Origin of the sequence: Nocardiopsis yanglingensis (assembly GCF_045809185.1) — a bacterium.
Taxonomy (GTDB): Bacteria; Pseudomonadota; Gammaproteobacteria; order Xanthomonadales; family Xanthomonadaceae; genus Stenotrophomonas; species Stenotrophomonas yanglingensis.
On record NZ_JBJNRH010000003.1, the window covers coordinates 205,274 to 223,961 of the forward strand.

General features: G+C 65.1%; 17 protein-coding genes. 9 read left to right on the plus strand and 8 right to left on the minus strand.

The genetic code is table 11. From position 1 onward, the window contains the following. Positions 1-121 precede the first annotated feature (121 nt). Positions 122-1,003, minus strand: coding sequence for a LysR family transcriptional regulator (locus tag ACJ7C5_RS06955; protein WP_412703447.1), 882 nt, complete (start codon positions 1,001-1,003; stop codon positions 122-124). A gap of 151 nt (positions 1,004-1,154) precedes the next feature. Here ACJ7C5_RS06955 and ACJ7C5_RS06960 point away from each other — a divergent pair, with 151 nt between their 5' ends. Beyond that, on the plus strand, positions 1,155-2,702 hold the full coding sequence (locus ACJ7C5_RS06960; protein WP_412703448.1) for an MFS transporter: 1,548 nt from the start codon (positions 1,155-1,157) through the stop codon (positions 2,700-2,702). 37 nt (positions 2,703-2,739) lie between these two features. On the opposite strand, the gene ACJ7C5_RS06965 is transcribed toward ACJ7C5_RS06960, so the two are convergent. Both ACJ7C5_RS06965 and ACJ7C5_RS06970 read right to left on the minus strand, forming a co-directional pair. Then, positions 2,740-3,267, minus strand: coding sequence for a DUF6622 family protein (locus tag ACJ7C5_RS06965; RefSeq protein ID WP_412703449.1), 528 nt, complete (start codon positions 3,265-3,267; stop codon positions 2,740-2,742). An 88-nt stretch (positions 3,268-3,355) separates the two neighbouring features. Further along, positions 3,356-4,189, minus strand: a complete 834-nt coding sequence (locus tag ACJ7C5_RS06970; protein ID WP_412703450.1) for a S1 family peptidase — start codon at positions 4,187-4,189, stop codon at positions 3,356-3,358. 189 nt (positions 4,190-4,378) lie between these two features. Here ACJ7C5_RS06970 and ACJ7C5_RS06975 point away from each other — a divergent pair, with 189 nt between their 5' ends. Further along, positions 4,379-4,657: a hypothetical protein gene (locus ACJ7C5_RS06975; protein WP_012511098.1), complete on the plus strand. Its 279-nt coding sequence runs from the start codon at positions 4,379-4,381 to the stop codon at positions 4,655-4,657. Positions 4,658-4,688: 31 nt separating this feature from the next. Here the strand turns inward: ACJ7C5_RS06975 and ACJ7C5_RS06980 are convergent, their stop codons facing one another. After that, positions 4,689-5,558 carry a methylenetetrahydrofolate reductase gene (locus ACJ7C5_RS06980; RefSeq protein WP_412703539.1) on the minus strand — a complete coding sequence of 290 codons (870 nt, stop codon included), beginning with the start codon at positions 5,556-5,558 and terminating at the stop codon, positions 4,689-4,691. Then, positions 5,558-6,487, minus strand: a complete 930-nt coding sequence (locus tag ACJ7C5_RS06985; protein WP_412703451.1) for a LysR family transcriptional regulator — start codon at positions 6,485-6,487, stop codon at positions 5,558-5,560. Before ACJ7C5_RS06985 ends, ACJ7C5_RS06980 begins: the two co-directional genes overlap by 1 nt. Positions 6,488-6,648: 161 nt before the next feature. On the opposite strand from ACJ7C5_RS06985, the gene msuE reads away from it, so the two are divergent. Genes msuE through ACJ7C5_RS07000 form a run of 3 tightly spaced genes read left to right on the plus strand, consistent with a single transcriptional unit; the run spans position 6,649 to position 9,337 of the window. Next, positions 6,649-7,230, plus strand: coding sequence for an FMN reductase (gene msuE, locus ACJ7C5_RS06990; protein WP_412703452.1), 582 nt, complete (start codon positions 6,649-6,651; stop codon positions 7,228-7,230). Between the two features lie 57 nt (positions 7,231-7,287). Then, complete coding sequence (locus ACJ7C5_RS06995; protein WP_412703453.1) at positions 7,288-8,265, plus strand: DUF1852 domain-containing protein; 978 nt, start codon at positions 7,288-7,290, stop codon at positions 8,263-8,265. A gap of 37 nt (positions 8,266-8,302) precedes the next feature. Then, positions 8,303-9,337: a methionine synthase gene (locus ACJ7C5_RS07000; protein WP_094001511.1), complete on the plus strand. Its 1,035-nt coding sequence runs from the start codon at positions 8,303-8,305 to the stop codon at positions 9,335-9,337. Here the strand turns inward: ACJ7C5_RS07000 and ACJ7C5_RS07005 are convergent. Further along, positions 9,294-9,851 (minus strand): hypothetical protein, encoded by a 558-nt coding sequence (locus ACJ7C5_RS07005; RefSeq protein WP_412703454.1) that lies wholly within the window; start codon positions 9,849-9,851, stop codon positions 9,294-9,296. The genes ACJ7C5_RS07000 and ACJ7C5_RS07005 overlap by 44 nt on opposite strands. 91 nt (positions 9,852-9,942) lie before the next feature. Next, positions 9,943-10,155, minus strand: a complete 213-nt coding sequence (locus ACJ7C5_RS07010) for a hypothetical protein (RefSeq protein ID WP_088026017.1) — start codon at positions 10,153-10,155, stop codon at positions 9,943-9,945. A 245-nt stretch (positions 10,156-10,400) separates the two neighbouring features. Here ACJ7C5_RS07010 and ACJ7C5_RS07015 point away from each other — a divergent pair, with 245 nt between their 5' ends. After that, complete coding sequence (locus ACJ7C5_RS07015) at positions 10,401-11,648, plus strand: arsenic transporter (RefSeq protein ID WP_412703455.1); 1,248 nt, start codon at positions 10,401-10,403, stop codon at positions 11,646-11,648. A 33-nt stretch (positions 11,649-11,681) separates the two neighbouring features. Here the strand turns inward: ACJ7C5_RS07015 and ACJ7C5_RS07020 are convergent, their stop codons facing one another. Continuing rightward, on the minus strand, positions 11,682-13,331 hold the full coding sequence (locus ACJ7C5_RS07020) for an ABC transporter ATP-binding protein (protein ID WP_255253383.1): 1,650 nt from the start codon (positions 13,329-13,331) through the stop codon (positions 11,682-11,684). Between the two features lie 131 nt (positions 13,332-13,462). Between ACJ7C5_RS07020 and ACJ7C5_RS07025 the strand changes: the two genes are divergently transcribed. From ACJ7C5_RS07025 to ACJ7C5_RS07035, 3 genes are read left to right on the plus strand one after another with little or no spacing between them, the layout of a single operon-like run. Further along, positions 13,463-15,853 (plus strand): TonB-dependent receptor plug domain-containing protein, encoded by a 2,391-nt coding sequence (locus ACJ7C5_RS07025; protein ID WP_412703456.1) that lies wholly within the window; start codon positions 13,463-13,465, stop codon positions 15,851-15,853. Positions 15,854-15,861: 8 nt separating this feature from the next. Beyond that, complete coding sequence (locus tag ACJ7C5_RS07030) at positions 15,862-17,325, plus strand: DUF3526 domain-containing protein (RefSeq protein ID WP_412703457.1); 1,464 nt, start codon at positions 15,862-15,864, stop codon at positions 17,323-17,325. Further along, positions 17,322-18,677 (plus strand): ABC transporter permease subunit, encoded by a 1,356-nt coding sequence (locus ACJ7C5_RS07035; protein ID WP_412703458.1) that lies wholly within the window; start codon positions 17,322-17,324, stop codon positions 18,675-18,677. Before ACJ7C5_RS07030 ends, ACJ7C5_RS07035 begins: the two co-directional genes overlap by 4 nt. The last annotated feature ends 11 nt before the right edge of the window (positions 18,678-18,688 follow it).

The following is an 18,688-nucleotide window of genomic DNA, read 5'->3' on the forward strand; positions in this document are numbered from 1 at the left end:
TCCCCTGACCCTCTCTTGTCGTGCGAAAGGGGATCCAGGTCGTGCGGGGAGATCAACCCGTCCAGCGCACGCCGATATCCGTTACCGCCCGTTACGAAGGGTACTGTCCAGTCGCTGGGATTCAGCCCACCGCGCTGAGTGCACGGACCGAACACGCGCCATCGCCTGCGCGAAGCAACTGTTCCTCCAACGCTTCGATCGCAGGCGTCCGCACGGCTGCACTGCGCATCAGCCGGAAGCTCGCGGCGGGGAGCACAGGAAGCCCCAATCCGTTGCCCGCAATCATCAGGCCATCCTGGATGTCATCCTGAAGAGCGACAGTGATGGCGAGCCCGGACTTCGCAGCCGATCGCAGGCCCTGCTGGTTCGCCGAGGTAAAGGTGACGCGCCATTCCAGGCCGGCTTCAACAAGTGCTCCGATGCACACGTCGCGGTGCATGCACGGGCTGGGCGCGAGTGCGAGTGGCAGCGCCTTGTCCGGTGCGTACTCAAATCCCGAGCCGATGGCCCAGACGAAACGTGTCCGCCTCAGAACCGGCCACTCAACGTCCTCCCGCAGGAACAGGTTCACCGCCAGATCAAGTGTTCCCGCCTGTATCTGTTCGCTCAGTGCCCCATAGGACTCCACGGCTACATCCAGCCGCACCGCGGGGAACCTGCGGGAGAAGCGCGACAGCATTGCGGTCAGCCGGTCGCCGGCATAGGTCTCTGGCACACCCAGTCGCACTGCTCCGGTAACGGGAGCCCTCTGGAACCGGCGAACCAGCAGGCTCTGGGCAGCAAGAATCTGCTCGGCATGTCGCAGGAAGTCTTCGCCGTCTTCGGTGAGTGTCACGCTTCTCGTGGTCCGTTTCAGCAAGGCGCTGCCCGCCTGCTCTTCCAGCTTCCGGATCTGATGGCTGATGGCGGATTGGCTGAGGTTCATGCGCTCACCCGCCTTGGTGAAGCCGCCGGTCTCTACGACGGCGACAAAGGCGCGCAGCAGGTCGGGGTCAAAGAACACCGGGGCTATCCATGATGAAGATTGATCAATTCTATTAAATCAAATCATTTTTATCATCATGAAAGCCCCTCCAAGATGGCCGCTCACTTGAAACGCGCAGCTGCAGTCGCCCCGGCAGTGCGCCAGATCCCGGACCTGCCTGAGGAGACCCATGACTTCCCTTTCACCTGCCGCTCGAGACCGCCTGACGCTTTCTGCGGCGTGCTTGGCTTCCCTGATGTTCGGGCTGGAAATCTCCAGCGTGCCGGTCATTCTGCCGATACTGGAGACCGAGCTTGGCAGCAGCTTCAGCGGCCTGCAGTGGATCATGAATGCCTACACCCTCGCCTGCACGACGGTGCTGATGGCGGCTGGCGCACTGGCGGATCGGTACGGGCGCAAGCGCATCTTCGTGATCAGCCTGTTGTTGTTCGGCATCACGTCCCTGGCCTGCGGCCTTGCACGAAGCGGAACGGCGTTGATCGTGGCTCGATCGCTGCAGGGTGCGGCGGGAGGCGCGATGCTGGTCTGCGTGTTTACAGTGCTTTCCCATCAGTTCAGTGACTCCGCACGGCGAGCCAAGGCCTTTGGCATCTGGGGCGTGGTCTTTGGCATAGGGCTGGGTTTCGGGCCGGTCATTGGTGCTGGCGTTGTTGTCATCAGCAGCTGGAGCTGGGTGTTCCTGGTGCATGCGCCCCTGGCAGTGGGCGCGACGGTTCTTGCCGTTCTGGGCATCCGGGAATCGCGGGCGCCAAGCCAGCGGAAACTGGACCTTGCGGGAATCGTCTCGCTGTCAGTGGCCGTCTTTTCCTTCACCTGGTACATCACCCAAGGCATTCCTGCAGGACTTGAAAGCGCCTCTTCCATGGCGGCCGCCCTGGTTGCCGTCATCAGCCTGGCGGTATTCATCGCGGTCGAGCGCAGGGTGCCGGACCCGATGTTCGATTTTTCCATCTTCGGCAACCGGCGCTTCTCGGGCGCATTGCTGGGCTCGATGGGCATGAACTTCAGTTTCTGGCCGCTGATGGTGTACCTGCCACTTTTCTTCCAGCACGGACTTGGCTACTCAAGCCTCGCGACCGGTCTGTCTGTCCTCGCATACACATTGCCGTCGCTGCTGCTGCCGCCTTACGGCGAGCGTCTCGCTGTGCGCTTCGGGCCTGAGCGCGTGATCCCCGTCGGGATGTTTGCCATGGGCGGCGGGATGTTCATGATGGCGATTGGTGCAAGCGCGGAAAACGCGAGCTGGCTGACCCTGCTGCCAGGCTGCATGCTTGCGGGCTCGGGCCTGGGGGTGATCAATACGCCCATCACCAACACGACGACCAGTTCCGTGCCCAGCGACCGCGCTGGCATGGCATCCGGAATGGATACCAGCGCCAGATTCATCAGCCTGGCCATCAACATCGCCGTGGTGGGGTTGATCCTGGTGAAAGGCACCGGCTACGCACTTGAAACGAACCTGCCCGGCGGCGACCCTTCGCATCTGCGATCGCTTGCGGAGGGGTTGTCCGCAGGTACTGCGCGCCTGGATGCGCTGGCGGCCAGTGGCCAGGCGGTGTCCCGTGACGTTGCGCACCAGTCGCTGATCTTCGGCTACCGACTGGCCATGGTTTACGCGGGCGCTTGTGCCTGTGCCCTGGCCGTTGTCAGTGCGCTTACGTTCCGAGGCGGTCGAAGCTTCCTGGCATCGTGCGCCAACGAATCGAACGGGCAGTGAGGGGGGTATTAATGTGACGCGTCACGCCGCGGCGAACTCAGCCCGCGGTCTCCAGGCCCTTAGCCGCCGCATCCAGTCGCAACGAAGCCAGGTAGCGGCAGTACTTGCCAATGAAGAGACCGGTGAATCCGCCTGCCGGCAGCAGGTAGGCGGCGCTGAATCCGGCGTTGGCGGTCAGCGACGGCGACACTGCAAATGCGACTTCGAAACCGTACTTCACCAGGAAGGTGATCAGCAGCAGCGGCAGCAGGCTGAAGTCCGCGTTGCGCCAGAGCTTTCCGGTGGCGCCATCCAGGGTCAGCTTCACGTGGCCCAGCAGCAGCCATCCCAGTGCCGCCCCGGTGCCGATGCCGGCCAACCACTCGCCCCAGGCGGCTAGCGACGCGCCGAAGCGATGACTGATCGACCACGCGCCCCACACAGCGAACAGGACGGGCACAATCGCCAGCTTCTGCAACGAAGTCTCACCCGGTTTCATGGCGGCGATGCCACGCGTGACCAGGAACGCCAGGAGCAGCCAGACCCAGATCGGCGTCTGCGAGATGAGTTGCTGGAGCATGTTCATGAGCGGTCGCCTTGGTGGTTGGTGGCGAGGTGCCCTCGCCTTGGCGCCCACTATTCGCTTCCGCCCGGGTTGCAGCCAGTGACAGCTGTCAGTCTTCGGGTGTTACTGGGCGGTAATCGGGCGCATTCAGGACGCTCTCGATCCAACCCACATAGCGCGATACCCGAACGTTGTGCACCACCTGCCCGTAGAAGCCGGCCTCAAGGGCATGCTCGGGAACGGCGGTGATCCAGGAGCCCAGCCCCACCAGCTGCCAAACGCCGTGATCCTTGATCAGTAGCGGGCCGCCGCTGTCGCCGTTACCGAGCACGCCTTCAAGCGGCAGGCCCTGTGGCGGGGCATCGAACCGATACCAGAGATAGCGATCATTGCCTCCGGTAATGGCGTTGTATGCTCGCCGCAGCGTGGTGCGATGCGGTCCGCCCGGCACCAGTCCCATCGCACCATTGCCAGTGGCGCCCTTCCCGATCAAGGCGGCGACCTGCGTGATCTCGGCGCTGCCGCGATACAGCGCCACGGGCTGCACGTCGTTCACGGGCGCTGCGAGCCGGATCAGTGCAATGTCATCCGACCCGGCCAGGAACGCATGGATCTTCGCAGGGCTCCCCGTCGCCAGCGCCTCCTTACCCAGTGCGTCGGGCATTCTCCTGTAGCCGGGATGCACGACCACACGCTCCACGCCGTAATCCTTGCCGTTGATGGCGATGGCCTGCCCCATCCCTTCCATCGGTGCGGCATGCGCTGCTGTCAGCACCCACTGCGGCGCGATCAGAACGCCCTGCCCTTCGCCCGGCATGTCAGCCAGGGCCGGAAACACGGATCCATCGATCCGGTAGCGGACATCGTCCACATCGTGGCGGATGACCACGGCTCCAGCAGCGAGCGGCAGCGCGGCAAGCGCCAGAAACAGCCAGCGGATCATGGGTGCCTTCATCCTTGCGGTCAGTCGCTGCAGCCTAGCCGAACGCATCCAGCCAAGGGGAAACGTCCGATCAACCTCCCCTGTCCGACGACGAATGCCGCAGATCCGGCCCCGAAACCGGGGCGGCCACGGGCCGTTAACAGCCCGCCTCTATGCTGGGACCTCATTGGAGACCCATGAGGTATGACCATGACCAAGCTGCACACCCTGATGTTGACCGGCTGCCTGCTTGCACTGAGCCCGCTGGCCTCGGCCGAAACCGTGAACCTGACCAACAGCGCCGACGGTGCCAATCGCGATGCGGGCATCGCGGCGGTCAAGAAGAAGCTGCAGGACGCGTGCACCGACCGCAAGGGCTCGCCCGATGCGGCTTCGTTCGAGGTGGTCTTCGAGAAGACCAGCGAGAACCCGAACGTCCCCAAGCCGTACTACGTGGACGGCAAGATGAAGTGCGAACTGCCGGGCTGAACGGCCCGGCCACGCGATCATCGATAGAGCATCAAACGCTGGCGGCCGACGTGCGCCGCCGGTACCGCTCGATCCAGTCCAGTGATGGGGCAATGCCGCCGAACGGGAAGAAATGCGGGCTGATCTGGCCGTGCCCGGCCGTCAGTCCACTCGCCAACTGATCCACAAACACCTCCGGCCCCGCCGTGCCGAGCAGCCGACCGATCGAGATGCCATACCGCGCCAGCATCGATGCACTGGCACCCACGCCGCACATCGCGGCGTAGCGCAGCAACCTGGTGATGCTGGCCGGCCCCGGTACACCGACCAGCACCGGAACGTTGATGCCACGGGCGCGCAGTACATTCAGCCAGGCCAGCACGATATCGGCATCGAAGGCGAACTGGGTAATGATCAAGGGTGCCATGCCGCGCGATTCGATGGCCCGGCACTTGCGTTCAAGCGCCTGCCAGCGATCGTCACTGCTCATCACCGGATGGCCTTCCGGGTGCCCGCCGATACCCACGACCTTGATGCCGAAACGCTCAAGAAGTCCGGTTTCGATGATCGAAGCACTGTCAGCAAACGGTCCGGCAGGCGTGGCGAGGTCACCGGCGATCACCAGGCACTGCTCGACACCGGCCTCGCTGGCAGCACGCTCCATAAAACCCTCAAATGCCGCATGCGACCCAATGCGACGCGCAGACAGGTGCGGCATCGGCTCGAAGCCGAGCGCACGCACCGTGCGCGCCGCCGCCAGGCGTGCGTCGTCGTCCTCGCTCGCGAGGTAGGGAATCGAGATCGTCGTTCCGGGAGCGATGCGGCCCGCTTCCGCGCGCAGTGCCGGCATGGCCTTGGCGCTCACTTCCAGAGAAAACGCGTCGATGAAGGCTTCCGCCCGCTGCGATCCAGGTGCGGGCATCAACGGGCTCCGCCTGCATTGCCGGCAACCGGCGTGCTGTTACGCGCCAGTTCGACGAAGGCCTGCAGGTAGTCGATACCCGTATCGGCCTCGCGCGCGCCCAGGTATATCTGTTTGGGAATGCCTTTCGCACCCAGGCGCACCGGCACCACGTCCATGCGCGCGGCATATTCCTCCACCAGCCAGCGCGGCATGGCGGCCACGCCGCGACCGCTGGCCACCATCTGCATCATGATGTCGGTGGTTTCGATGGTCTTGTGGCGCCGCGGCGTAATGCCGGCCGGCAGCAGGAACTGGTTGTAGATGTCCAGGCGCTCGAACGGCACCGGGTAGCTGATCAGCACTTCCTGACCGAGCTGGCGCGGCTTTACGTGATCCACCTTGGCCAGGGCGTGGCTCTTGGCCACCACCAGCACCTGCTCGTAATCGAACACGGGCACGAACTTCAGGCCCGGCTTCAGCAGTGGATCGGGCGTGACCAGCAGGTCGATCTCGTAGCCGAACAGCGCGCCGATACCGCCGAACTGGAACTTCTGCTTGACGTCCACATCCACATCCGGCCACGCGGCCAGGTACGGCGAGACAATCTTCAGCAACCACTGGTAACAGGGATGGCATTCCATGCCGATGCGCAGGGCGCCACGCTCGCCCTGTGCGAACTGGCCCAGCCGCTCCTCGGCCAGGTCCAGCTGCGGCAGTACGCGGTTGGCCACCGCCAGCAGATACTGCCCGGCCTGGGTCAGGCGCAGGCTGCGGCCCTCACGCAGCCAGACATCGGTGCCCAGCTGCTGCTCAAGCTTCTTCATGCTGTGGCTGAGGGCTGACTGGGTCAGGTTGAGTACGCCGGCCGCAGCGGTCAGCGAGCCCTGCTGCTCGACCTGCTGCACGATGCTGAGGTGGATCCGCTCCAGCATGACGATGAATCTCACTCATGGATTGGTGAAGTAATACCATTTTACGTCATGGAAGGGCATGGCTAGGATCGGGTCATGCCTTCGGTTGCCTGCCAGCCCGGTCACCTCGCCGGCCTGCAGGACTGCGCCCCCGCAGATCGCCCGAAGGAGCTCCCTCCCCTGCTGAAAGCGAACAGATGACCCGCCCCCTCCGTATCGTCGCCGTTTCCGGCGGACTGCAGCGCCCCTCCAGGGCTGCAACCCTGGCCGAGCACCTGCTGGACCTCATCGGCGAGGACGTTGCCTGCGAGCCACACCTGGTCGAGCTGGGCGAACTGGCGCCGCAGCTGGCCGGCGCACTGTGGCGCTCGCAGCTGCCCGAGGCTGTGGAGCGGCAGCTGGTGGCCGTTGAACAGGCAGACGTACTGGTGGTGGCCACGCCGGTCTACCGCGGCTCGTACACCGGCCTGTTCAAGCACTTCTTCGATTTCATCCACCAGGACGCACTGGTCGACACCCCCATCCTGCTGGCCGCCACCGGCGGCAGCGAGCGCCACGCGCTGGTGATCGACCATCAGCTGCGGCCGCTCTTCAGCTTCTTTCAGGCGCGCACCCTGCCCTTGGGTGTCTACGCCACCGACCGCGATTTCGCCGAGGGCCGCGTCCACAACGAGGCACTGATCCAGCGCGCACGGCTGGCGGTGCAACGGGCACTGCCCCTGCTCGCGCTGTCCCATCGCGCAGCGCCCGCCATCGCCGAGACCGCCGCAATTCTCTGAATGCCGGATGCCAGCACCCTGCATTCGGATGTCACCCCGCAAACCGGAACGCCGCCCATGACGACCGAGAACTTCACCTTCAGCATCACACGCATCCCCTTCAACGAGGACTACCAGCCCGCTGACGGGACGCGCATCACCACCAACTTCGCCAACCTGGCCCGCGGCGAATCCCGCCGCGAAAACCTGCGCAACACGATCAGCATGATCAACAACCGCTTCAACGACCTGGCGCATTGGGACAACCCCAGCGCGGACCGCTACGCCGTTGAGCTGGACATCATCTCGGTGGAGATGCACATCGATGGCGATGAGGGCAGCGATCCGTTCCCGCTGATCGAGGTGCTGCGTCCGACCATTGTCGACACGCGTACCGGCGCTCGCACCGAGGGCATCGTCGGCAACAACTTCTCGTCCTATGTGCGTGACTACGATTTCAGCGTGGTGCTGCCGGCCAGCAACGAGGGCAAGGCGACCTTCGGCATTCCGGAAGGCTTTGGCGACCTGCACGGCAAGCTGTTCCAGCACTTCCTGGAATCGGAAGCCTACCGTGCCAATTTCAGCAAGGCGCCGGTAATCTGCATCAGCGTTTCCAGCAGCAAGACCTACCACCGCACCGAGAACCACCATCCGATCCTGGGCGTGGAATACCGCCAGGGCGAGTTCTCCCCCACTGACCAGTATTTCGACAAAATGGGCCTGCAGGTGCGCTATTTCATGCCGCCGGGCAGCGTGGCGCCGCTTGCGTTCTATTTCCAGGGCGACCTGCTGGGCGACTACTCGAACCTGGAGCTGATCGGCACCATCAGCACGATGGAAGCGTTCCAGAAGATCTACCGCCCGGAGATCTACAACGCCAACTCCGTGGCCGGCAAGGTCTACCAGCCCAGCCTGAAGCACCAGGACTACTCCTCCACCCGCATCGTCTACGACCGCGAAGAGCGCAGCCAGCTGGCGGTCAAGCAGGGCAAGTTCACCGAAGAGCACTTCATCAAGCCTTATCGCGCCGTGCTTGAGCAGTGGGCTGCCCGCTGATCCATCGATTTCCATTCGCCCCAGGAAACAGAACGCAATGTCGACGAAGAAACTGCTCCCCACCTCCACCGCCGGCAGCCTGCCCAAGCCCTCCTGGCTGGCAGAGCCCGAAAAGCTCTGGTCGCCCTGGAAACTGCACGATGAAGGCCTGACCGAAGGCAAGCAGGACGCGCTGCGCCTGTCCCTGCAGGAACAGCAGCACGCCGGCATCGATATCGTCAGCGACGGTGAGCAGACCCGGCAGCACTTCGTCACCACCTTCATCGAACACCTCAACGGCGTTGATTTCGAGAAGCGCGAAACCGTGCGCATCCGCAATCGCTACGATGCCAGCGTACCGACCGTGGTCGGCGCCGTGAGCCGTCCGAAACCGGTGTTCGTGGAGGATGCGAAGTTCCTGCGGCGGCAGACCACGCAGCCGATCAAGTGGGCCCTGCCCGGCCCGATGACCATGATCGACACCCTGTACGACGCGCACTACAAGAGCCGTGAGAAGCTGGCCTGGGAATTCGCGAAGATCCTCAACGAGGAAGCCAAGGAGCTGGAAGCCGCCGGCGTGGACATCATCCAGTTCGACGAGCCCGCCTTCAACGTGTTCTTCGACGAAGTGAACGACTGGGGCGTGGCCGCACTGGAGCGTGCGATCGAAGGACTGAAGTGCGAGACCGCCGTGCACATCTGCTACGGCTACGGCATCAAGGCCAACACCGACTGGAAGCAGACGCTGGGCTCGGAATGGCGCCAGTACGAAGAGTCGTTCCCGAAGCTGCAGACCTCCAACCTCGACATCATCTCGCTGGAATGCCACAACTCGCACGTGCCGATCGATCTGATCGAGCTGGTGCGCGGCAAGAAGGTGATGGTGGGCGCCATCGACGTGGCCTCCAGCACGGTGGAAACGGCTGAGGAAGTGGCCAGCACCCTGCGCAAGGCGCTGCAGTTCGTGGATGCCGACAAGCTCTACCCGAGCACCAACTGCGGCATGGCGCCACTGGCCCGTGACGTGGCACGGGGCAAGCTGCGTGCACTCAGCGAAGGGGCCAGGATCGTGCGGGAAGAACTTTCGGCGTAGCCTTGGCCGGGAACGCACTCTCTTCCGGCCGTCGGGTTGACGGAGCCTGGCCTGGTCTCGACCAGGCTCCACCCCGCCCCGGCACCTCATGCTTGGCCAGCATCTCTGAGCGCCGCGGCGCCAACGCCTCCTTGATCCGCCCCATCTCGCGCGACCCGGCCTCGGCCAGGCGGCGGGCCTGCTGCCGCTGTTCCCGCGTGGGCGCCGGAGGTGATGGAGTACCGGTATCTACCAGCCGCGCCACCGCATCGCGCAGCCGCAACTGCGGGCAGAGCCGGGCGGCACACCAGCGCTCGGCGTAGCGCTTGGCCTGCCCCGCATTCACGGCAGCCACCACCTTTGTCTCGGACGTTTTCCGCGCATCCAGGAACAAGCGGACGCCGAACACGGCATGCGGCACGATGCTGGCCACGCAGCGGCCGTTCCACCACAGGTTCCAGCGCTCACCGTTCTGCACCCAGCCGGAGGCGCGGGTGTCCGTCATGAAATCGGGAGGGCTGGCGGTGGAGTGCATGGCCAGAAGAATACGATCAGCCGTCGCACGGGCTGAGATTGCGGGTTGGCGGTGACAACGTCACAAGGCTTCCCTCGCAGCGAAGCCCCGTTCACCACTCTGGGCCGAGCAGCTTCTCCACCTCGGTTTCGAGCCTCTTGGCGGCTTCTGCCTGCGAGGCCACCTTGATGCACAGTCCGGACTGTGCGGGCCCGGGGGTCAACCGGTAGCGGTTGATGGTACCGCCGCCGTCGCCATCCAGTTCCACCCGGGCCACCAACGTTCGACCGTTGGCGTTGAAGGTCCAGTCCTGATATTCGAACATCGTTGATGCCGCCGCAACGCCTTGAGTGGCTCCCACTCTATGCGGGGCGGTGGTGAAGAACGCCCGAAGAAAACGTTCGCGGAGCGTGCGCGCCAGAGGCGCGGGGCAAGCAGCCGAGCAAGGGCTCGGCGCGACGTTTCGGGTGCGGCTCACGGAGTATGATGCCGCCTCCTCCCGAACTGCCGTGATTGCCGCGGGCGCGTGCCGTTGAGGTATGCGTCGGCGCCGCTGAGACACCCCGCCCGATGCTCGCTTCCTACTCCTCTTTCCTCATCTGGATGGCCGTGGCCGTGGCGACCGTCGGCCTGCTGTTCCGCCCGTTCCGCATTCCGGAGTATGTGTGGGCGCTGGGGGCCGCCATTCTGCTTCTCCTGCTGGGAGCGGTGTCATTCGGCACGACCTGGCACGCGGTGGCCGAGGGGCGCGATGTCTATCTGTTCCTGGTCGGCATGATGGTACTGGCCGAGCTGGCCCGGCGCGAAGGCCTGTTCGACTGGCTGGCGTTGTACGCGGTCCGTCATGCGGGTGGCTCGGGACGACGCCTGTTCGACCTGGTGTTCCTGGTTGGCACGCTGGTGACCGTGTTCCTTTCCAACGATGCCACGGCGGTGGTGCTGACCCCAGCGGTCTACGCCGCCTGCAAGGCCGCCCGCGCCAACCCCCTGCCCTATCTGTTCGTCTGTGCGTTCATCGCCAATGCGGCCAGCTTCGTGCTGCCCATTTCCAACCCGGCCAACCTGGTGGTGTACGGCCAGCATATGCCCCCCTTGATGCAGTGGCTGGCACAATTCGCGCTGCCATCACTGGCCGCGATCGGCGCCACGTACCTGGTGCTGCGCTGGGTGCATCGACGCGAGATCGCCCAGCCATTGGTGACGGCGCCGGAACATCGCCCGCTGACCGAAGGTGGCCGGCTGAGCGCGCTGGGCGTGTTGTTCACCGGCACCGTGCTGCTGGTGACGTCCGCACTGAACGGCCCGCTCGGATTGGCCACGTTCTGCGCAGGCACGCTGAGTGTGGCAGTGGTGGCAATCCGTCAGCGCTGCAGCCCGCTGCCGCTGCTGCGCCACGTGTCCTGGGGCGTACTGCCGCTGGTGGCCGGCCTGTTCGTACTGGTGGAAGCGGTTGCCCAGACCGGCGCCATCCAGACTGCAGCCAGCGCGCTGCAGGCCGTAGCGCAAGCCTCCCCACACCAGGCCAGCTGGCTGGCCGGTGGTGTGGCCGCACTGCTGAGCAACGTGGCCAATAATCTGCCGGTCGGCTTGGCCGCAGGCTCGCTGGGCCAGATGGCCGACCTGCCGGCGCAGACCCGCGCCGCGCTGCTGGTGGGCGTGGACCTGGGGCCGAACCTGTCTGTAACCGGCTCGCTGGCCACGATGCTGTGGCTGGTGGCGCTGCGCCGCGAGGGCGAGCATGTCAGCGCGCTCGACTTCCTGCGCGTCGGTGTGCTGGTGATGCCGCCTGCGCTGATCGGAGCACTGTTGCTGCTCTGATCTGGCGCGGTTCGGCCGCCATGACCAAGCCGCTCAGCGATCACTCTCCAGCTCAATCACCCGGTCAGTCGGGCTCACGATGCTGCGCCGATGGGTGATGGCCACCACGGTTACATCGTTCGCAAGTGCGCGGATATGGCCCATGATCTCGCGTTCGGTGGCCTCATCCAGCGCAGAGCTGGCCTCGTCCAGGAACAGGATGGCCGGTTCGCCATACAGTGCACGGGCTATCGCGATGCGCTGGCGTTCACCCCCGGACAGCTTCAGGCCGCGCTCGCCCACCGTGGTTTCAAGCCCCTCGGGCAGTGCCTCGATCAACGGCAGGATCGCAGCCTTGCCTGCGGCATGCCGCAGCCGGTGGTCATCGCGCGCACGCCCGAGCAGGATGTTGTCGGCCAGGCTTTCGTTGAGCAGGATGACATCCTGCGGAACCACCGCGACAGCAGCATGCCACGCAGCACGGTCGATCCGGGACAGGTCAACACCATCGACCAGGATCCGGCCATGCTGGGGATCGATCGACTTCAGGGCCAGCTTGAGCAGCGTCGACTTCCCTGCCCCGGTCGGTCCCATCAGGAAGTTGATGCTGCCCCGCTCCGCTTTGAAGGATACGTTGCTCACCCCACGCCCGTTGCCATAGCGATGGCTGACCTGCTGGAACTCCAGATGGCCACTTGCCCCGGCGAAGCGCTGGGCATCGGCCACCTGCTGCTCCTCCGGCGCGGCCCAGAGGGTTGAAAGCGGGCCCATCATGCTCCAGGAGCGCGCGACGTCGTCGATCGAACGGGCGATCATCTCGAATGGCATGTTGAGCTGCAGCAGCAGCAGATTGAACAGGACGATGTCGCCGATGCTGAGTGCACCGCTCTGGTAGCGCGGCAGCAACAGGTGGAAAGTGACAACGAACTCGACCGCCAGGCCGATGCCCAGCAGCGCGATGAAACCGATGCGCTGCAGTACATAGGCACGCCAACTGTCGCGCACGCTCTGGGCCTTCTGCTCGAAGCGCTGCACCATCCAGGTGCTGCCGCCGAACTGCCGCAGCGTCTCCATGGCGTTCATGGCATTGCCAACGAAGCGGGCGTTCTGCTGCCCGGCCTCGACCGCGGCTTCGCGATGGATCCGGGCACGCCGGGTGGCAATCGCGGAAACGGTGACAGCCACCGTGCCGTAGACCAGCACGATCAGCACCACCTGCAGGTTGATCAGCGCGCCCAGCGTGACCAGGGTCAGCACAATCTGCAGTGCGCTGGGTATGAAGGCCACCAGCCCCAGCTGCACCACGATCTTCAGCGCGCCACGGCCTTTCTCCCCTGCCACCTGCAGCTCGGCTGCATTGTGATCCAGGAAGAAACTGTTGGTCTTCTTCAGCAGGCGGGCGAAGTAGCGGGTGCTGGTGATGAAGCCGAGGTTCTCGCCGCTGAGGAACGACAGGTACTGCACGGTGTTCTGCAGGACGCTGCCTGCGCCGAGCATGACGGCGTACAGAAGGAAGCCGCCTGCCAGAGCGTCGACCCCATCGCTGGGCAGGCGGTCGATCAAGCGCGAGAAGAGATAGGGCGCCGCAACACTCGCCAGGCTGGACAGCACGACACTGCCGGCGATCAGCAGCAACAGCCGACGATCCGTCTTCCAGTACGCGCCCAGGATTTCCGCCACAGGGGGCGGAACGGCGTTCTTCATCATCGGCCTCGTTCCAGCATGGGCTCGGCCCCTCTCCGTCGCTCACTTGAATGATATGATATAACATCGCCATTCAGAGGCGGCGTGACCCTGCCGCAGGCCACACTCCAATGAGATCGATGGACCGGGGAATGACGAACGCATCCACTGCCATGGCGCGCGCGCGCCTGGCGATCAGCATCGCCGCAGCCTTGCTGGCCAGCCTGCCCGCACTGGCCCAGAACCACGACAATGACCGTGGCTCGCAAGCGCCAGGCACATCGCCCGAGGCGCGGACCGCCACCCTGGACAAGGTGCTGGTGGTCGGCAGCAACATCCGCGATGCCGTTGGCGGCGGTGCATCGCCGGTCATCGTGATCGACAAGGAGGCCATCGACCGTACTGGCGTGGCCACCGTGCAGCAGCTGTTCGAAAAGCTGCCACAGAACTTCGGCGGTGGCGCCAATGGTGCCAACGTCGCCAACCTTGGTGTCGACCGCGATACCGGCAACAACTTCGGCCAGGGCACCGCCATCAACCTGCGCGGTCTGGGAACCGGCACCACGTTGACCCTGATCAACGGCCACCGCGTGACCTCGTCGAACCGCTACCAGTACGTGGATGTCTCGTTGATACCGCTGAGTGCGGTGGAGCGCGTGGAGATCCTCACCGATGGTGCCTCGGCCATCTACGGTACCGATGCGGTCGGCGGCGTGGTCAACATCATCCTGCGCCGCGACTTCACCGGGTACGAGACTGCTGTGCGCTACGGCGCCGTCACCGCCGGCAGCATGGAGGAGTACCAGGCATCGCAGTCGGCAGGCTGGTCATGGAATGGAGGTCACGTGCTGGCCAGCTATGAGTTCCTCAAGCAGAGCAACCTGCCGGCAGTGGACAAGGATTTTTCGAAGAACGTGCGGGTCAAACCGTACGACCTCTACCCGGGATCCAAGCGCCACAGCCTGTATGTGGACGGCGTGCAGCAGCTCAGCGATGTGCTGACCCTGAACGTGACCGGCTCGTTCGCCAAGCGCGAGATGGACACCACCATTTCCGGCACGGCCGACGAAACCCGGCTGTTCCCGCACACGCGCCAGTTCGACCTGTTCGCCGGACTCACCCTGGATCTTCCGCGCGGGTGGCAGGCGCGCCTGGATTCCGGGTTCGGCAAGAGCGATGTTTCCTACCAGCGCACCACCATCACAGGCAGTTCGGCCAGTACGGCACCACCGACTGATACGAACTCCGAATCCCGCTACCTGGACCTGGTCGCCGATGGCGAGCTGTTCAGCCTGCCCGCCGGTGGGGTCCGCGCGGCATTCGGCGCGGGCTACCGCCGCGACGGCTACGAACTGATCGATCACCGCGGCCTGGAAAAGCCCCTCGACCTGCAGCGCACCGTGAGGTCCGCCTTTGCCGAGCTCAACGTTCCGTTGCTGAAGGACCTGCCGGGCGTGCGCAGCCTGTCACTGACCGCCGCAGCGCGCTATGACGACTATAGCGATTTCGGTTCCACGCTGAATCCCAAGTTCGGCCTGCTGTGGGAGGCGACCCAGGGGCTTTCGTTCCGCACCAGCTATGGCCGTTCCTACCGGGCGCCGGTGTACCAGGACATGCAGTTGAACAACACCGTGGTGGTGGCGAACGTTCCCAATCCGGGCGCCCCTGGTGGCAACACCATCCTGATGATGCTGTCCAACGGCAACCCGGATCTGGGCCCTGAGCGTGCCAAGACCTGGACCGGTGGTTTCTCGTTCGCGCCACCGTCGGTGCCCGGCCTCAAGATCGACGCGAACTACTACCACATCGAATACGCCGACCGCATCGGCAGTGGTTTCGGCGGCAGCTTCCCGTCGCTGTTCCAGCAGTCCACCGCACCTTACGCAGACATCCTGACCACCAATCCCACGCAACAGCAGATCCAGCAGGCGCGCCAGCTGGGCATCTCGGGCCTGGGGCTGTTTGTCTCGCGCGTGGGGCCGTACGCGCTGCCGGCTGGAATGGATGAAACCAGCAGCCAGGTGATCCTGGACAACCGCTTCCGCAACAATGCCTTTACCCGGCAGCGTGGTGTCGATTTCAGTGGATCCTATGGCTTAGACGCCGGCCAGGCCCACATCGCGATGAACCTGGCCGGGCAGTACATCATCGAATCGAAGCGGCGCGTGACCAGTACCTCGCCCGAGGTGGATGCGGTGAACGCGGTGTACTACCCCGTGGATCTCAAGATGCGCGGCGGCATCACAGTCAGCCGGCAGCAGGCAGCGGGCGGGCTCTTCGTGAACTACGTGGACAGTTATCGCGACCCTGCCAATGTCGCCCGGCCGCACGTCAGCTCCTGGACGACTGTCGATCTGAATCTCGCCTATCACTTCGGCCCATCGGCAGATCCGCAGCGTGGCACATTGCTTGCGTTCAACGTGCAGAACCTGTTCGACCGGGATCCGCCGTTCATCGTCAACAGCATCAACACCGGCTATGACCCCACCAATGCAACAGCGCTGGGTCGTTTCCTGTCCATGACGCTGACGCACCGCTGGTAGGCCTGCGCATGCGTGCCGACACCCCTGCCCTGTCGCGGTCCGTCATGGCCATCCAGCAGGCTCTCGCTGTCGCGGCAACCCAGCTCACGCTGATGTGGCGCGAGCGGCGCGTGCTGTGGCTCGCCCTGGCCCTGTTGCTGATTGCAGGGGCGTCTGTACTCAGTGGTGCCGCACGCCTGACCCTGCAGGCGCAGGAGCGCCAGGCGTTGAGCGCGGAAGAGGCGCGGTTGTGGGACAGCCAGGGTACGATCGACCCGCACAGCGCCGCGCATGTTGGGCGCGCCATTCCTGCCCCAGTGAGGCCACTGGCTGCGCTGGACCCGGGTCTGACGGATTTCCTGGGAACCTCGGTGTTCATCGAGGGCCACGCACAGAATCCGGCCCGGCACCGCGCCGTGGATGCCGGTACCGCGCTCAGCCGCTTCCAGGGTTTCTCTGCGGCGTGGGCGCTGCAGGTCGTGGCGCCGCTGCTGATCATCCTGGCAGGGTTCGCCACACTGTCTGGCGATACTGCCCGCGAGACGCTGCGCCAGGAGCTCGGCACCGGTGCCTCGGCCGGCGTGCTGATCAGCGGGCGCTTGATTGCCCTGGCGACCGCCTCGCTGCTGCTGGTGCTGACCATGCTGCTGATCAGTCTTCCGGGCCTGTCCGTCCAGTACGGCGGCGCCGCGGATCTCGCCGCCCTGCTCGCACTGGCTGCCGCCTACGTGCTCTATCTGCTGGTGTTCTGCGCACTGACCGTGGGGGTCTCGGCGCTTGCAGGCTCCGCACGGACGTCACTGGTCGTGCTGCTGGGCTTCTGGGTGGTGTCCACGCTGCTGGTGCCGAGAGTGGCGCCTGCCATCGCCGAGTCGCTGTACCCGACTCCCTCGGCACCGTCGTTCAGGGCCGGCGTGACCGAGGAAGCGGAGAACGGCGTGGATGGCCACGATCCGGCCGACAAGCGCCTCGATGCTCTGCGTGCCACGTTGATGGCGCGCTACCGGGTCGACAACGTGGACGACCTCCCGCTGAACTTCCGCGGCGTGGCCCTGGAGTTTGCCGAGGCCAACTCGACGCGCGTCTACAACCGTCACTTCGATCGCCTGCATGCCACCTACCAGCAGCAGGACGCGACCCAGCGCCTGTTCGGCCTTGTCTCGCCGACACTGGCGCTGCAGTCCTGGTCGCGCGCCTTCGCTGGCACGGATTTCCCGGCGCATCTGGCGTTCCTGCGTGGCGTGGAGGACTACCGCTATCGGTTGATCCAGGCACTCAACCAGGAAGTGAAGCTGCACAAGGCACCGCAGGGCGGAAAGCATGTCGCCGACATCGCCGGCATCACCCGTTCAGTGCAGTACCGGGCGCCGCAACAGACCCTGGCCGACACTGCTGTCGCGCAGCGCGGGAATTTCGTCATTCTGCTGGCCTGGCTGATGCTGGGCAGCGTGGTGGTACTCATCTCTGTGCGGAAGCTGGGGAGATCGCCATGAGCGGCGTTTCGATTGCCCGCTACGAGATCCGCCGACTGCTGCGTGATCGAGCGCTGCCGGTGCTGCTTGTCCTGCTGCTCGCGTTGGGCGCCTACGCCGCGTGGAACGGTCGCGCATGGGTGGACCAGCGCGAGGCGGCCATTGCCTTGATAAAGCAGGAAGAACAGCAGACGAAGGAACGCAGCCGGGCATTCGTCGGCAAGGCGCCCTCGGTGCTGCCCCGCGCCCAACCGGTGCTTGCGCCCAGCACCATGGCACCGTTGTCGATCGGCCAGGCAGATGCCTATCCCTACACCGCCGATGTGGTTGCGCTGGGTGATCCGACCCAGCTGCTCAAGCACGTCTGGGCCGACATCGGCAATCCTGCGGCACGGGCTGCGGGACGGTTCGACCTGGCCTTCGTGATCGTCTTCCTGTTGCCACTGGTCATTCTCGTGGCCACCCATGATCTGTGGTCACGTGAGCGCGAGCGCGGTATCGCAGCGCTGGTGCTGTCACAGCCGGTGTCGGCAACACGGCTGTTGATGGTCAAGGCACTGGCGCGTGGGCTGGTGGTGCTGCTGCCCGCACTGGTCATCATCTTGGCGGTGGCGATCGGGGCCGGCGCGCGCAGTCCTGCAGGCCTGGCCATGCTGGCACTGACCGTCCTCCTCTATGGCGCCTTCTGGCTGGCCCTGGCACTGCTGATCGGCTGCGTTGCCCGGCGCACCACCGAGGCGGCCATCGCCGGCGGTGCATTGTGGCTGCTGATCGTGGTCATGGCCCCGTCACTGACCCTGGCCACGGTGAACCTGATCGCGCCGCCGCCGTCACAGATGCAGTTCGCCACCGAAGTGAAGGCGATGCAGTCCGATATCGCCAAGCGCCAGCAGCGTGAGCATGCGACGTCGGCGCCAGTGGACTCGCCGTCACCCGTCATCCCCGACACCCTGCGCCAGGCCTATGTCGATCGGGTTGCGGCTGACCAGGAACTGGCCCAGATGATCGCCTCGCATGCGCAGGCCGAGGCCGCACACCGCCAGGCTCTGGACCGGGTGCGGCTGCTACTGCCGGCCGTGGCGACGCAGGACGCGCTCGACCGTATCGCGGGCTCGGATGCCGAGCGCGCGCTCGACTTCCAGCACCAGGTCCACGACTTCTGGCAGGCACGACGGCTGTTGCACAAGAGCTATCTGGACCGTGACGCGCCGCAGACCCTTGAAGAGTACGACGCACTGCCCCGCTTCCAGTACCGCGAGCCCGCGGGCACCGCCCGGCCCGGTGTCCTGGCCGATCTTGCTGCCTTGATCATCGCCACCCTGCTTGTCCTGCTTGCGGCCGGAGCGCTGCGCAGTCGACTGGAAATGCCCTGAGGAGACGTCCA

Coding starts and splice junctions, on each gene's coding strand:
- ACJ7C5_RS06970 (WP_412703450.1), bottom strand. CDS start 4,189: ATGATCCGCTGGCTGTTTCTGGCGCTTGCCGCGCTGCCGCTCGCTGCT.
- ACJ7C5_RS06995 (WP_412703453.1), top strand. CDS start 7,288: ATGACGACCGAGAACTTCACCTTCAGCATCACACGCATCCCCTTCAAC.
- ACJ7C5_RS07010 (WP_088026017.1), bottom strand. CDS start 10,155: ATGTTCGAATATCAGGACTGGACCTTCAACGCCAACGGTCGAACGTTG.
- ACJ7C5_RS06975 (WP_012511098.1), top strand. CDS start 4,379: ATGACCAAGCTGCACACCCTGATGTTGACCGGCTGCCTGCTTGCACTG.
- ACJ7C5_RS07015 (WP_412703455.1), top strand. CDS start 10,401: ATGCTCGCTTCCTACTCCTCTTTCCTCATCTGGATGGCCGTGGCCGTG.
- ACJ7C5_RS06965 (WP_412703449.1), bottom strand. CDS start 3,267: ATGAACATGCTCCAGCAACTCATCTCGCAGACGCCGATCTGGGTCTGG.
- ACJ7C5_RS06960 (WP_412703448.1), top strand. CDS start 1,155: ATGACTTCCCTTTCACCTGCCGCTCGAGACCGCCTGACGCTTTCTGCG.
- msuE (WP_412703452.1), top strand. CDS start 6,649: ATGACCCGCCCCCTCCGTATCGTCGCCGTTTCCGGCGGACTGCAGCGC.
- ACJ7C5_RS07000 (WP_094001511.1), top strand. CDS start 8,303: ATGTCGACGAAGAAACTGCTCCCCACCTCCACCGCCGGCAGCCTGCCC.
- ACJ7C5_RS07030 (WP_412703457.1), top strand. CDS start 15,862: ATGCGTGCCGACACCCCTGCCCTGTCGCGGTCCGTCATGGCCATCCAG.
- ACJ7C5_RS06980 (WP_412703539.1), bottom strand. CDS start 5,558: ATGCCCGCACCTGGATCGCAGCGGGCGGAAGCCTTCATCGACGCGTTT.
- ACJ7C5_RS07005 (WP_412703454.1), bottom strand. CDS start 9,851: ATGCACTCCACCGCCAGCCCTCCCGATTTCATGACGGACACCCGCGCC.
- ACJ7C5_RS07025 (WP_412703456.1), top strand. CDS start 13,463: ATGACGAACGCATCCACTGCCATGGCGCGCGCGCGCCTGGCGATCAGC.
- ACJ7C5_RS07020 (WP_255253383.1), bottom strand. CDS start 13,331: ATGAAGAACGCCGTTCCGCCCCCTGTGGCGGAAATCCTGGGCGCGTAC.
- ACJ7C5_RS07035 (WP_412703458.1), top strand. CDS start 17,322: ATGAGCGGCGTTTCGATTGCCCGCTACGAGATCCGCCGACTGCTGCGT.